This window comes from Caballeronia sp. GAWG1-1 (assembly GCF_023631465.1).
In the GTDB taxonomy this organism is placed as follows: Bacteria; Pseudomonadota; Gammaproteobacteria; order Burkholderiales; family Burkholderiaceae; genus Caballeronia.
In genome coordinates, this window is sequence record NZ_JALQDB010000034.1 from 160533 (window position 1) to 174283 (window position 13751).

Consider the following 13751-nt stretch of genomic DNA (forward strand, 5'->3'; position numbering starts at 1 on the left):
CTGTATCGCGAGAGTCGGCGCTGCTGCCTGCTCGCCCGATGTCGTTTCGATCCGCGCGCAATCAGCCGTCTTTCGGAATCGGTCCGCTTGCGGCGACCGGCGGGTCCGGCAGCCATGACAGATTGTTGAAGCCCTGATAGAGATAGCCTCCGTCTCCCTTCGATGCCCCATAGCCGAAGTGCGCATACGCCATCGCGTTGCTGTAGAGCGAGACGACCGCGGTGCTGCGAATGGTTTCGAAGAACGGTGTGCCGGCAAGCGCCGCGACATCCTTTGCCTGGTCCGCCGCGGCGCGTTTGGTCCAGTCGGAACCGGCGCCGGCATCGAGCTTGCCGATGCCATCGGCGAGTTGTTGACGCACGGCCGGATCGGCCTTGGCCTTCGCGTCGAGGTCTTTGACGACGAGCGCATACACGGCGTTGTCCAGCGTGGGATGCGGAAACACCTGGCGCGTGAACGCAAGCAACACTTCGCCCTGATGCGTGTCGAACCCTTGCAGTTCGAGCGCCCACACGCGGCTTGGCGCCAGGCTCGCGAACACCGAGGTTACGGCGAGCGTGCCGACCAGCACGCCCGAACCGCGCAGGAATTCGCGTCGTGTCAACGCAATTTTAGGCGGCGCGGCTTGCGTTTCCGAGTGCCGCACGCCCGCCTCGATGACGTCGCCCGCCCGCCGCGGCGCGACGATCGGAATGATCGTGTCTCGCATGTCTATCTCCTTGTGGGGTACTGCAACAGCTTATTTATGTGTATGCGCTGCTCGAAATCGTGTTACTGATAATGGCCGTGCCGCTCCAGCACTTCGATCTTGTATCCGTCCGGGTCCTGAATGAAGAAGTAACGGGCGATGAGCGCGCCGTCGTCGTCGCGGAATTCGCGCAGGTCGTTGGGCGTCATGCCCAGTTCGATGAGACGCTCACGCTCGGCCTTGGCATCCGCGACACTCACGGCGACGTGTCCGTAGCCATCGCCATGGGTGTAGGGCTCGGCGCGTCCCTTGTTCCACGTGAGTTCGATTTCAGCGTCGGTTTCGTCGTTACGCAAATAGACGAGCGTGAAGTCCGGGAAGTCCAGCCGGTGCGCCGTCTCGAGATTCAGCGCGTTCTGGTAAAAGCGCAGCGAGCGGTCGAGGTCCTGCACACGAATCATCGTGTGGATCAGCTTTGACATGGCGTCTCCTCCTTGTGACGCAAGTTTAGGGAGACGCTTGGGGTCAAGGTAATGCCCGGCTAAATAGCCGACTCGGGACTTGCCCTGAGAGGCGAATTGAAAGCCTGCCGCGCCGCCGCAAAAATTTTTGCGTGCGCTCTTGTGCATTGCGATGCCGCTCTCTATAATCCGCCGCTTCACAGGCTCGTAGCTCAGTTGGTTAGAGCACCACCTTGACATGGTGGGGGTCGTTGGTTCGAATCCAATCGAGCCTACCAACGAATGCATTGCATCAAGAAAAAACGCCGCGTATAAGAACGCGGCGTTTTTTTTCGTCGATCAAATCGAGTGTTTTCAGTCCCAGCAGTTACGGAACGCGACAGCGGCGATCACCGGCACGGTGAGCACGAGCGGAATGGCGAAGTAAGGCACTTCCAAATCCACGACCCAGCTATAGATCAGCCAGCCGATACCCACGCCAAGCGTGCCGATGCCAACGAGCGCGGTCAGCACGTTGAGCATGACGGGAGACATCCGCTTCTTGGGCGTTTCCTTGGTCGATGGAGTTTCCATGATGGCGGCAGGCGCATTCGAACGCGCGACAGATAAACAAGTCGATTGTATACCCGCCTGCGAGCCGTGCCGACAAGCAGGCCGCAGCGTCAGCCCGCTGCCAGCCGCTGCACTTTCGTGACTGTCTTGAGCAGCGAGTCGAGCGGGACCGGCCGGCTCAGCAAATAGCCCTGCACCTTGTCGCAACCCGCCTCGCGCAGACAGTCCAGTTGCTCTGCCGTTTCCACGCCTTCCGCGACGACCGTCACACCGAGCTTATGCGCGAGCTCGATCACGCCTTCCACCACGATGCGCATCATCTCGTCGGTGGCGATGTTATCGACGAAAGACTTGTCGAGCTTCAGCACGTCGGGCCTGAAACGCGTCAGATAGTTGAGACTGGAATAGCCGGTGCCGAAATCGTCGATGGCAATCCGCACGCCCATCTCGCGCACTTTCGACAGCACGTCCTGTGCATCGTCGACGTTTTCGATCAGCGCCGACTCCGTAATTTCCAGCGTGACGTTGTTCGGGTCGATACAGCATCGCTTGATCGCGTGCCTAAGCACGGAGACGAGACGCGGATCGCGAAACTGTTTCGGCGATACGTTCACCGCCATCGAATGCACGGCGGGCATTGCATGCGAGAGTCGGGACGCCGCCTGCACGGCTTCGCGAATGATCCAGTGCCCCGCTTCGACGATCAAGCCGCTCTCTTCGAGCATCGGCACGAACGCGCCCGGACCGAGCAGACCGAGCAGCGGATGATTCCAGCGCAACAGCGCTTCCACGCCCACGAGCGTGCCGGAATCCACGCGATATTGCGGCTGGAAATGCAGCAGGAACTGGTTCTGGCGAATCGCGTTCAACAGTTCGGATTCGAGATGCGCGCGCGCCAGTTCGTCCTTCTCGCGCTCGCCGAACACGCGGAACGTGTTGCGGCCCGCGCGTTTGGCCGCGTACATGGCCATGTCGGCGCTGATGAAGAGCGACTCGGGCGAACTGCCGTGCTCGGGAAAGAGCGCCACGCCGATCGAACAGGTCATCGCGATGCTCTTGCAATCCATCGCTATCGGGCGATGACACGCAATGGCAAGCCGTCGGCACGCCCGCGCGATTTGTTCGTGATCGAACGCGCCCGGCAGGATCACGGTGAACTCGTCGCCGCCCGGCCGCGCGACGATTGCATCGGGCGGCAGCGCTTCCTGAATGCGCGAGGCCAGGGCTTTGAGCACGGTGTCGCCGGCGGTGTGGCCGGCGGTGTCGTTGATGGACTTGAAGCGGTCGATATCGACGAAGAGATAAGCGAACGGCTCGCCCGATGCGCAGCGCGCGTCGAGCGCCTCGACAATCGCGTTGCGATTATGAAGACCCGTGAGGCTGTCGATGTTCGCCAGGCGATGCAATTGCTGAAGCCGGTTGCGCTCCTCGGTGGCATCGACGCAAACGCTCACCACGCGCGACACCGCGCCGTCTTCGCTGACGGGATAGATATCCGCGCGAACCCAGCGCGTGCGTTCCTCTGGCAAGCGCAAACGGAAATAGCTTTGCGCGGGCATGGCCGTGTTGACGGCGGCGCGCATCTGCGTGCGCAGCCCGGCGATATCCTCGGGATGCACGCGCTGCGACCATGCGGTCTCGTCCGCTTCGAGCGCGGACACGGGCATTTCCCACATGCGCTCGAATGCCGAACTCACATGCAGCAGTTCGCGGAAGTCGTGGCTCGCGGTCCAGAACACGGCATCGACGTGATCTTCCATGTCCTTCTGCACGCGCGCCTTGCCCCGCAATTCGTCGATGAGCGTGCGCTCCGCCGTGATGTCGCGCGACTTGCAAAGTACCGCTATCAGCTTGCCGAACTCGCCGTAGACCGGCGCGAAAGTGGAAGTCCACCAGCGCAGATTGCCGCGCATGGTGCAGCACGCGCCGGTAAAGGACGTGGATTCGCCGGCCTTGGCGCGTTCGAAAGCGCGGCGCGCGTCGGGGCCGTCCCAGAGCGCGAGCCAGTCGATGCCGACGACATCGTCGGCGGCGCGCGCTTCGATCAGGCGCTGGCCGACTTCGGAGATGCAGACGACCTTGCCTTCCGGACTCAAAAGCTTGATGCAGTCGTCCGCGATGGAGAGAAGACCATTCGAGAGCTGACGCGCGACGAAGGTTTGCCGGTGCGCGCGCTGCATCTGCTGGATCACGACGACCGCCGCGATGGCGATGGCCGCCAGCAGCAGGTTCCACGGCAGCGGAATGAAAGGCGTCACCGCGGCGACCAGCAAGACGCCGAAGAACGCGGCTCCAAAACCGTCCAGGCGCCGTGTGCATTCGACATAGTGAGATTCGCCGGCCACGCTTTCGCCGATGATCCCGAGAAAATCAGACGCTCTGCCCTGCACCTTCGACCCCGTCCGCTGTTGCTGTTGCTTTTGGTTTATCTTACTGATGCATAACGGCGGGATCGGTAAATACTTTAGATGGAATGGAAAGCGCGCTCACTCGCGTTTCAACACCGACGCAATTTCCTTCGCCAGTTGCTCCGCCCGATAAGGCTTGTTCAGCAGCGTCACGTTGGGTCGCAGCACGCCGTCGCGCGAGATGATGTCGCGGGTATAGCCGGACGCGTAGATCACCGGCACCGGCTGCGGCTGGGCGAACGCCCATTCGGCGAGATCGGCGCATTTCACCTTGCCCGGCATCACCACGTCGGTCAGGATCACGTCCACGCCGATGCCGCTTTCCAGCACGCTCATCGCCGCGTCGCCGTTTGCGGCCTTGAGCACGGTGTAATGCATGGCTTCGAGAATCGCGACCGTCGAGGAGAGCACGGCGACGTCGTCGTCGACGACGAGCACGGTTGCGCTGCCTGTGTGCGTGGGAATGCTGCCCGCTTCGGCCGACGAGGTCTCGTCGTCGTAACTGCGCGGAAAGTAGATCTCCACCGTCGTGCCGACATCCACCGTGCTCGACACATGGATATGGCCGCCCGACTGCTTGACGAAGCCGAACACCATCGACAAGCCGAGCCCCGTGCCGTGTCCTTCCGGCTTGGTGGTGAAGAATGGCTCGAAGGCGCGTTCGAGGACATCGGGCGGCATGCCCGTGCCCGTATCGGATACGGAAAGACGCACGTATTCGCCGGGACGCAGGTCGTTGCCCTCGCACGCGGCGTGATCCAGCGACTCGTTCGAACACGTGAGCGTGAGCCGGCCATCGCCGCGAATGGCGTCGCGCGCGTTGATCGCGAGATTGAGCAGCGCGTTCTCCAGCTGATTGCGGTCGACGCAGAAATTCCACGCCTGTTCCGGCAACGCGGCGCCGATCACCACCGACGCGCCCACCGCGTGCTGCAGAAGTTCGCGCAACTCGGCAAAAAGCCGCTGCGGATTGACGACCACCGGCGAGAGCGGCTGCCGCCGCGCGAACGACAGCAGTTGCGAGGCGAGCGTCGCGCCGCGCTGCACGGCGTCCAGCGCAGCCTGAACGCGTTCGGGCACGCGCGGGTCGGTCGGCGGCAGATACTGCATCAATTGCAAATTTCCGCTGATGGCCTGCAGAGTGTTGTTGAAGTCGTGCGCGACGCCGCCCGTCATCGCGCCGAGCGCTTCCATTTTCAGGCTTTGGCGCAATTGCGCCTCGACCGCGGTGCGCGCCGCCACGGCTTCGGAAATCTTGTCTTCGAGACCGCGCGTCAGTTCCTTGAGGCTTTCTTCGGCGATCTTGCGGTCGTTGATATCGACGATCACGCCGGGAAACCGCTGCGGCGCTCCGGCTTCATCGTATTCGCAGCGGCCGGACGCGAGAATCCAGATCCAGCCCTCGTCCGGCGTGCGGATGCGATATTCGGCGCGATACGGCGCGCCATCGCGCAAGGTCGCGGCGATCAGCGAAGTCACGCGTCCGCGGTCGTCCGGATGGATGATCTCGAGCGCCGCCTCGATCGGCAAGCCGGTTTCCACTTCCTGAAGCGAGAAGAGGAAAGTGCGCGCGAAACGTTCGTCGCCCTTTACGCGGTTTTGCGTGATTTCCCACACGAAGGTGCCGCGCACGGCGCCCGAATTCAACGCGAGTTGCAGCCGCTCGTTGGTTCCGCGAAACGCCGCTTCGGCCGCACTCCGATTGCGTTCGAGCAGCACGCGCTCGGTTGTCTCGACGACGACTGCAAGCACGCCCACCGGCACGCCTTCATCCGATGCAACCGGGCTGTAGTGCAGATCGAGCCATGTTTCGACGGGATCGTGCTCGCGCGCCAGCACGAAGCGCGTGTCGCGGTAAGTCAGCGATTCGCCGCGCATGCCCGAATCGATCACGTTACGGTTGAAGTCCGCCGCCTCGGGCCATGCCTTCTCGATAGCCATGCCGAGGATGCCCGGATGCCGCACACCCGAGAACTTCGCATAGGCTTCGTTGTAGACGAGCGTGCCTTCGTCGCCCCAAAGCAGGGCCATCGGCAATGCGTTGGGCAGCATGACCTGCACGACCGACCGCAAGACCGGCGGCCAGTCGCCGATCGGGCCCAACGGCGTTTTGCGCCAGTCGAAATCGCGTATGAAGCGCGCCGTTTCGCCGACCCATGAATCGAGTTGAGGGCGACCGAAAAAAGTCGAATCCAAATCGGGGAATCCTTTTCCTTTGAACGATGCGCGAAGGGCGCGCACCAATCCGACAGAGTAAAGCTAATTCGCGGCGCGCGAAATGTCGGAGTAGCGTGTTCGCAAGGGGGATGCCTGGTCTTCGACTCGAGGCTTGACGGTTTCGGCACAGCGCCGGTGCATCATTCTGGCTTCGGCTTTTTCACGGCTCTTATCTTGCCTGCGCGCCCGCCGCCGCAAAAAAAGCGCTCGCCGCCGTCCGATTCGAGTCCCGAGACGCCCACGCCTTCCGGCATGTCGAGCCGCTCGAAGACTTCGCCGGTGGCCGGGTCGATGCGTCGCAGTTCGCTCGCGTCGCTTTCCCACGTGGCGTGCCAGAGTTCGCCATCGACCCAGGTGACGCCCGTGACGAAGCGATCGGAATCGATGGTGCGCAGAATTTTGCCATCGCCCGGATCGACTTGATGGATCTTGCGCTCGCGATATTGTCCGACCCAGAGCGTGCCTTCTGCCCACGCGAGACCGGAATCCGCGCCACCGCCGGGAGCGGGAATGGTCGAGACGACCTCGCCGGTTTTTGGATCGACCTTTTGAATGCGGTCCTCGGCAATCTGATACAGATGCTCGCCATCGAAGGCCGTGCCCGCGTGCGCCGCGACCGCGAGCTTGCGTCGGGTCTTGCCGCTTTCGGGGTCGAGCGCGTTGAGGGCATCGCCCGAGGCGAACCAGACTTGCTGTCCGTCCCAGCTCACGCCGTGCACGCCTTCCACTTCGGGAAAAGGTCCGTATTCGCGGATGATCTCCGCCTTTGCGCGTTTCATGTCGCCTTCCTCTTTGCTCACTGGTTGATCGAGACTTCATGCTAGTCGTAGGCCAAACCAGCGGGGAGTAACAAGGCCGTCGTGAAACCGGGCAGGGGTGCGGTCATCCAGCGGCGCGCGCGTCCTTGTCCGTATGCGTGAACCTTGCCCGCCGCCGCGAGCGTCGTAAGCCCACGCTGTACCGTGCGCTGGCTCGATCCAAGCGCCAACGCAAGCGCCGAACTGGACCACGTTTGACCATCGGCGAGAACGGCCAGCAGCGTCGCGTAGGCGTCTTCCGTCGGCTGCGCCAGAACGACGACTTCATCTGCCCGACGCGGCGTCAGCGTGAAGCCGCGCGGCGTCGCGCTCACCGTTGCGAGCGATTGCAGCATCGTCCTCAAGCGCCCGATCTCGACCCGCAAGCGCGCCCGATGCGTGTCGTCCGCATGCTTCATGCGAAACGCCCGCACGATGAGCGTGTCGCGCGGCACATCGTCCGGCCATGCTTCAGCAAGCGCGCGCGCCAGCGTGAAAAGCACCGGACGCGTGGCGAGCGCAATGGTCACGCCGCCTTCGCGCACGACATTGCGACACGCATCCACGATGAACGCAGCCGATGCAAACAGCGCCTCCACTTCATCGAGCCGCAGGAGCCGCGCTTCGCCTTGTGCGATACGTCTGGCCGCTGGCGCATCGAGCACGCTCGACGCGCTTTCCGCTTCGGCTTCGAGCGCGGCGATACCCGACCGATGCGCCGCCTCTCGCGCGCGCGTCAACGCTTCGCGCGCAGGCTGCGTCTCCACACGCCGTATCGCGATTGCCGCCGCAATGAGTTCGCGCGCGGCCTCCGATGCCGGTGGAAGACTTACCGCGTCGAGCGATGCGAGCAAGAGCCGAGCATCGTCCAACCGGCCGAGCAACGCGAGCCTGCGCACCGCCAAAATGCGCGCATGGACCGCGTTGACGTGGTCGCCATGCGCTTCGAGCGTGACGCGCGCGGCATCGAGCGCTTTCTGCGGCCACGCAAGATCGCGCGATGCCAACGCGATCTCCGCTTCGGCGACCACGCATCGCGAACGCGCAACCGCTTCCTTCGCGCCGAATCGACGCGCCGCGCTGCGCAGCAAGGTCTTCGCGCGCGCGAACTCGCCGAGTTGCGCCATGGCGATGCCACGCAGTGCGAGCGCGGCGGCGTCGTCGCGCAATGCAACACGATTGAGCGCGCCAAGGGGGTCGCCGGCCGCGAGCGCGCGCGCCGCCGCGTTGATCAGTGAATCCATGCCGCCTCAGATTCCCGCCACAATTGTCACTCCCCTCAGGTGTGCGTTCGGTACTAATCTAACACCGTGCATTTCGAAACCTCACTCGGGAGACAAGCACGATGACGAGTCATACGACAGGAACGCGCGACGACTGGCTGGCCGCACGCTTGAGCCTTCTTTCGCGCGAAAAGGAACTCACCCGGCAAAGCGATGAACTCGCCGCGGCACGTCAGGCGTTGCCGTGGGTTCGCATCGACAAGACTTATCGCTTCGATACGGAAACAGGAAGTGCCACGCTGGCTGACCTGTTCGGCGGCCGCTCGCAGTTGCTCGTTTATCACTTCATGTTCGGGCCGGACTGGAAGGCGGGCTGCCCGTCTTGCTCCGCGATCGCGGATGGCTTCGACGGTTTCGCCATTCATCTCGCGCATCACGATGTCGCGCTGTGGTGCGTGTCCCGCGCGCCCATCGAGAAGCTCGCGGCCTACAAGAAGCGCATGGGATGGCACTTCCCATGGGCCTCCGCGCACGATGGCGACTTCAACTTCGACTTCAACGTGTCGTTCACCGAAGAGCAGCAGCGCGACGGCAGCATCGAATATAACTATGCGAAAAATCGCCACGCGATGGATCAGAAAGACCCGCCCGAAACCGTCAAGCAAGGCGCCGCCGATGTCGGCACGACCGCGCCCGCGTATTCGCTCGACAGACCAGGCTTGAGCGTCTTCGCGATGCAGGACGGCGACGTCTATCACACGTACTCGGCCTACTCGCGAGGTCTCGACAGTCTCTGGGGCATGTATCAGTGGCTCGATCGCGCGCCGAAAGGCCGCAACGAAACCGGCAACTGGTGGAAGCGTCACGACGAATATCCGGGCTGAAGGCGCGGGGCATCGCGCCAGTTAGGTAGGGCGATGCACGCGTGAATCGCGTAAATCGGTATGGCGTACGAACCCGAACCGCAAACGCCGTATTAATTACCCATTTTTTTCGGATTATTTTTCTTCCTCTTTCTTCTACCTTGCTAACGACGCGAAAGATTTCGCATTGTGAAGCGGCCGCTGAAAATCGCCGACAAAATCGCCGATATAAACAAACGACGAAGCGAGAAGAAGATGAAAAACGCGCTGACGGTCTCCATTTGCCTGCCCACCTGCAACCGGCCCGAACTAATTGTGCAGTGCCTCGACTCCTGCCTCGCGCAGAAGTATCCGCACATCGAAATATTGATCGGGGACGACTCGCGTGACGATCTCACGCAGCAGCTCATCGCCGCGTGCTACGCGCACGACGCGCGCGTGCGATATGTACGCAACGACGTGCCGCTCGGGCAAGCACGCAATGTGTCGAGCCTCTTCGAGCGTGCGACGGGCGCGCTCGTCATGCTGATCCACGACGACGACTATCTCGTGCACGACGCCGTCGCGCGCCTCGCGGCGCTTTGGGCGACGTATCCGCATCTGCAGGTCGCGTTCGGCGATCAATACGAGGTCGATGCCGAAGGTCATGTCGATGTCCACAAAAGCGCGGCGCTCAATGCGGCGTTCCATCGAAAACGGCGCGCGCAAGGCATGCAGCCGCTGCCAGGACGAACCGGTCTTGTGCAAATGTTCCCCAACAATGGCTGGATGGCGCTCGCGGCGCTCGTGCGGGCAGTGGGGTACCGCGAGGAAGTCGGCGCGTGCTGCGATTACGTGTTCGGCGCGCAGTTGTGTCTGGCGGCCAAGCATGTCTACTATCTGCACGAATACGTTTCGTACTATCGCAAGACGACGGCTTCCGTGTCGCGCAGCACGCGCCGTTCGGTCAGCGCGGCAGCGTTTAGCGCCTACCAGTTCGTTTCGGCGATGACGCTCGATCCATCGCTCGAAGCGGCGCGCGGCATCGCGTTGCGCCGGTTGGCGCCGATCGTCGTTTCGCTGCACGCGCGGCACGATGCGCCGCTCGCCGCGCTGCGCGTCGCCTTCGAACATCCCGATGCCTATACGTATGGCGCAAGTCTCAGGCTCTACTATCACCTCATGCTGATCGTGCGCGCGCTCGTCGCCATGCGTAGCCGGCAGCGTTCAGGCACGCCACGTTTTCCCTGATGCGCTGAATGTCCGAGGTTTTCGCACGGTCGATCTCAAAGCCGCGCAGTTATCGGTAACCGTTTCCCTAAAGGCCATCGCGTTGCGGTCGTTATACAGGCGGCCGGTGACATTTCACTGGCCGCGTGGCAGGCGAGAGCATCGTCGCGTGCCGGCGCGCGAACAAGATGCAGCCACCTTTGGGACGAATATGTTTTCCACAATCAAGGGCCGCCTCGCCCTCGCCATGACTCTGCTGAGCATGCTGCTCATCGGCATCGGGCTGGTCGGACTCGTCGGCATGAGCAAGTCCAACGAGACGACCCACGACCTCTTCACGAATGAAATGCCGAGCGCGGTGTCGGTCGGCAATGCGGAAATGTTCATGGCGCGCGAACGTCTGAGCTTCGATCGAGCGGCGCTGAACATCGGCACGAACGCGGCGGACGAGGCCATCGGCCGGGGCGCGCTGATGCGCAAGACGTCCGACGACGCATGGACGAAGTACGCCGCCCTGCCCCAGGCTCCCGGCGAAAAGCAGCTTGCGGACAAATTCAACGAGCAGCGTCTGCAAATGCAAAAGCTGCTCGACGAAGGCTATGCCGACGTGCGCGCGAAGGACCAGGCGAAAGTCACCGCCGACGCCGCCACGATGCAGGCCGCGTTCAACGACTTTGCGAAGACCGGCGTCGAGTTGCGCAAGCTGCAGTTCGATCAGGCGCAAAGCGACTACGACGCGAGCCAGGCGACCTTCGCCATGTTCCGCATGGTGTCGATCATCGCGATCGTAATCGGGCTCGCTGCATCGTCGTATTCGTGGTTCTCGCTGCGCCAGCGCATTGCGCGCCCGCTCGACGCCGCGCTCGAACAGTTCGGCGCCATTGCCGCAGGCGACCTGCGCCGCGATGTGCGCATCACCTCGAACGACGAAATGGGCCAGTTGCTGCGCGGGCTTTCGACCATGCAGGCGAGCCTCGTCGAAACCGTGCGTTCGGTGCGCTCGGGTAGCGAATCGATTGCATCCGCGACCAAGCAGATCGCGGCGGGCAACGTGGACTTGTCCTCGCGCACCGAGGAACAGGCGTCGGCATTGCAGGAAACCGCGTCGAGCATGGATGAGCTCACGGGCACGGTCAAACAGAACGCCGACAACGCGCGCCAAGCGAGCGTGCTGGCTGCCAATGCATCGGAGATCGCGGGCAAGGGCAGCCATGTGGTGTCGCAAGTGGTGACCACCATGGGCGAGATCAACCAGAGCTCGACGAAGATCGCGGACATCATCGCGATCATCGAAGGCATCGCGTTCCAGACCAACATTCTCGCGCTCAACGCAGCCGTGGAAGCGGCGCGTGCAGGTGAAGAAGGACGCGGCTTCGCGGTCGTGGCAGGCGAAGTGCGCTCGCTCGCGCAACGCTCGTCGGCGGCGGCGAAGGAGATCAAGGAACTGATCGATACCTCCGTCGAACGCGTGCAATCCGGCGCGGCGCTCGTCGATGAAGCCGGCCGCACGATGAACGACATCAGCAACGCCGTGCAGCGCGTGACCGACATCATGGGCGAGATCGCGGCGGCATCGGAAGAACAATCGAGCGGTATCGAACAAGTGGCGCGCGCCGTGACGCAAATGGACGAAGTGACGCAGCAGAACGCGGCGCTCGTCGAGGAAGCGGCGGCAGCGGCGCAGTCGCTCGAAGATCAGGCGGGCGCGTTGCGTACCGCAGTCGAAATCTTCCGTCTGCATGACGAAGGCGCGCGCATCGCCGCTTGACCGTCTACTGATTCACCCTGACGGCCCGCGTTTTCTCAAGGAAGCGCGGGCCGCGGCATTTTCGAAGCCGCTTTCAAGGACATAACCTGTGGTAATCGCCTCATAAGGCAAATTCAATAGACGGCTATCGCTGTTTTCTCCAGACTTCGGACGTCGGATCGATACACGATTCGCCCTCGATAAGAGCGCGCATGAAGCGCACAAGCCTCGGAGGAGACACGCTATGTTCCATCGACCCAAGGTCACCCGGTCGGTCCTCGCGCTCATGTGCGCGATGTCTTTCATCATGTATCTCGATCGCGTCAACCTGTCCGCCGCGGCAGGCCTGATTCGCGATGATCTTCATCTGAGCAATACCGATATCGGCTTCGTGTTCGGCGCCTTCGCCTACACCTATGCGATCTGCCAGGTGATCGGCGGATGGGTGAGCGATCGCTTCGGCGCGAAGACCACGCTCGTGCTGTGCGCGTCGATCTGGATCGTCGCCACGGTCGCGACGGGCTTCGCGGGCGGCGTCGTATCGCTTTTCTGCGCGCGCATGCTGCTCGGTGTCGGCGAGGGCGCGGCGCTTCCGGCGCAGGCCCGCGCGCTGGTCAACTGGTATCCGGCGCAAAAGCGCGGCTTCGTGCAAGGGCTCACGCATTCGTTCTCGCGCCTGGGCAATGCGCTGACGCCGCCGCTGATCGCGATTCTCGTCGCCTTCGCGTCATGGCGTGCATCGTTCATTCTGGTGGGCGCGCTGACCGCGGTCTGGGTGCTGGTCTACGCGTGGTACTTCGCCGATAACCCGCGCAAGCATCGACACATCACGGCCGAGGAAATCGCCGAGCTGCCGCCCGAGAATAAGGTGGCCGTGGAGAAGACCCGCGAGCCGACGCCGTGGGGACGTCTCATCAAGCGCATCGGGCCAACCATGATGGTCTACTTCTGCTACGGCTGGACAGGCTGGCTCTTCTTCACGTGGCTGCCGACGTTCTTCATGCACGGACGCGGCCTCGATCTCAAGAGCTCGGCGCTTTTTTCAGCGGGCGTGTTTCTCTCGGGCGTCGTGGGTAATACGGCGGGCGGCGTGATCTCCGACCGTATTCTCAAACGCACCGGCAACGTGGTCGCCGCGCGGCGCAACATGATCATCGTCGCATTTCTCGGCGCGTTGATCTTTCTCGCGCCCGTCATGGTGGTGAAGTCCTTGCCCGTCATGGCAGGCTGCATGAGTCTGTCGTTCTTCTTCCTCGAAATGACCATCGGTCCCATCTGGGCCGTGCCGATGGACATCACGCCCAAGCACGTCGGGATTGCGAGCGGGCTCGTCAATGCGGGATCGGCCATTGCGGGCATCTTCTCGCCGATCGTGTTCGGCTTCATCGTGGACCGCACCGGAAGCTGGACCTTGCCGTTCGGCGGCTCGCTGGGACTGCTTGCGGTGGGTATCGTGATGACGTTCTTCATGCGACCCGATATCGAACTCGATCCGGCGAACGATGCCGATTCCTCGTTGCGCGATGCCGAAGGGAAACTGGCATTCGCGGATCGCCGATGACGGACGGCGACGGCGTCTCGCGCTC

Annotated in this window: 11 protein-coding genes and 1 tRNA gene; 5 read left to right on the forward strand and 7 right to left on the reverse strand. The window is 62.8% G+C overall.

Annotation, left to right across the window (positions count from 1 at the left end; translation table 11 throughout):
- Positions 1-61: 61 nt before the first annotated feature.
- Complete coding sequence (locus tag NCT03_RS24025) at positions 62-709, reverse strand: twin-arginine translocation signal domain-containing protein (protein WP_244830046.1); 648 nt, start codon at positions 707-709, stop codon at positions 62-64.
- 62 nt (positions 710-771) lie between these two features.
- The gene (locus tag NCT03_RS24030) at positions 772-1170 is read right to left on the reverse strand and encodes a VOC family protein (RefSeq protein ID WP_244830045.1); all 399 of its coding nucleotides are present in this window, start codon (positions 1168-1170) and stop codon (positions 772-774) included.
- A gap of 180 nt (positions 1171-1350) precedes the next feature.
- Between NCT03_RS24030 and NCT03_RS24035 the strand changes: the two genes are divergently transcribed.
- Positions 1351-1427, forward strand: a tRNA-Val gene (locus NCT03_RS24035).
- A 76-nt stretch (positions 1428-1503) separates the two neighbouring features.
- On the opposite strand, the gene NCT03_RS24040 is transcribed toward NCT03_RS24035, so the two are convergent.
- From NCT03_RS24040 to NCT03_RS24060, 5 genes are all read right to left on the reverse strand, one after another.
- On the reverse strand, positions 1504-1722 hold the full coding sequence (locus NCT03_RS24040) for a hypothetical protein (RefSeq protein WP_244830044.1): 219 nt from the start codon (positions 1720-1722) through the stop codon (positions 1504-1506).
- A gap of 89 nt (positions 1723-1811) precedes the next feature.
- On the reverse strand, positions 1812-4046 hold the full coding sequence (locus tag NCT03_RS24045; RefSeq protein ID WP_250494175.1) for a putative bifunctional diguanylate cyclase/phosphodiesterase: 2235 nt from the start codon (positions 4044-4046) through the stop codon (positions 1812-1814).
- A gap of 141 nt (positions 4047-4187) precedes the next feature.
- Positions 4188-6305, reverse strand: coding sequence for a hybrid sensor histidine kinase/response regulator (locus tag NCT03_RS24050; RefSeq protein ID WP_250494176.1), 2118 nt, complete (start codon positions 6303-6305; stop codon positions 4188-4190).
- 161 nt (positions 6306-6466) lie between these two features.
- Positions 6467-7105 carry a Vgb family protein gene (locus tag NCT03_RS24055; protein WP_250494178.1) on the reverse strand — a complete coding sequence of 213 codons (639 nt, stop codon included), beginning with the start codon at positions 7103-7105 and terminating at the stop codon, positions 6467-6469.
- 41 nt (positions 7106-7146) lie between these two features.
- Entirely contained in the window at positions 7147-8367 is a 1221-nt protein-coding gene (locus NCT03_RS24060; RefSeq protein WP_250494179.1) for a helix-turn-helix domain-containing protein, read from the reverse strand.
- 101 nt (positions 8368-8468) lie between these two features.
- Here NCT03_RS24060 and NCT03_RS24065 point away from each other — a divergent pair, with 101 nt between their 5' ends.
- The 4 genes from NCT03_RS24065 to NCT03_RS24080 all read left to right on the forward strand — a co-directional run bounded on the left by NCT03_RS24065 (position 8469) and on the right by NCT03_RS24080 (position 13726).
- Entirely contained in the window at positions 8469-9230 is a 762-nt protein-coding gene (locus NCT03_RS24065; RefSeq protein ID WP_250494181.1) for a DUF899 domain-containing protein, read from the forward strand.
- A 234-nt stretch (positions 9231-9464) separates the two neighbouring features.
- A complete protein-coding gene (locus tag NCT03_RS24070) occupies positions 9465-10439 on the forward strand; it encodes a glycosyltransferase family 2 protein (RefSeq protein ID WP_250494182.1) in 975 nt (324 codons plus the stop codon).
- A 190-nt stretch (positions 10440-10629) separates the two neighbouring features.
- The gene (locus NCT03_RS24075; protein ID WP_284503442.1) at positions 10630-12186 is read left to right on the forward strand and encodes a methyl-accepting chemotaxis protein; all 1557 of its coding nucleotides are present in this window, start codon (positions 10630-10632) and stop codon (positions 12184-12186) included.
- A gap of 223 nt (positions 12187-12409) precedes the next feature.
- Positions 12410-13726, forward strand: coding sequence for an MFS transporter (locus NCT03_RS24080; protein ID WP_250494183.1), 1317 nt, complete (start codon positions 12410-12412; stop codon positions 13724-13726).
- Positions 13727-13751 lie beyond the last annotated feature (25 nt).

Excerpts from the sequence above, each read along its gene's own strand:
- NCT03_RS24025 (WP_244830046.1), bottom strand. The coding sequence starts at position 709 with ATGCGAGACACGATCATTCCGATCGTCGCGCCGCGGCGGGCGGGCGAC.
- NCT03_RS24030 (WP_244830045.1), bottom strand. The coding sequence starts at position 1,170 with ATGTCAAAGCTGATCCACACGATGATTCGTGTGCAGGACCTCGACCGC.
- NCT03_RS24040 (WP_244830044.1), bottom strand. The coding sequence starts at position 1,722 with ATGGAAACTCCATCGACCAAGGAAACGCCCAAGAAGCGGATGTCTCCC.
- NCT03_RS24055 (WP_250494178.1), bottom strand. The coding sequence starts at position 7,105 with ATGAAACGCGCAAAGGCGGAGATCATCCGCGAATACGGACCTTTTCCC.
- NCT03_RS24060 (WP_250494179.1), bottom strand. The coding sequence starts at position 8,367 with ATGGATTCACTGATCAACGCGGCGGCGCGCGCGCTCGCGGCCGGCGAC.
- NCT03_RS24065 (WP_250494181.1), top strand. The coding sequence starts at position 8,469 with ATGACGAGTCATACGACAGGAACGCGCGACGACTGGCTGGCCGCACGC.
- NCT03_RS24070 (WP_250494182.1), top strand. The coding sequence starts at position 9,465 with ATGAAAAACGCGCTGACGGTCTCCATTTGCCTGCCCACCTGCAACCGG.
- NCT03_RS24075 (WP_284503442.1), top strand. The coding sequence starts at position 10,630 with ATGTTTTCCACAATCAAGGGCCGCCTCGCCCTCGCCATGACTCTGCTG.
- NCT03_RS24080 (WP_250494183.1), top strand. The coding sequence starts at position 12,410 with ATGTTCCATCGACCCAAGGTCACCCGGTCGGTCCTCGCGCTCATGTGC.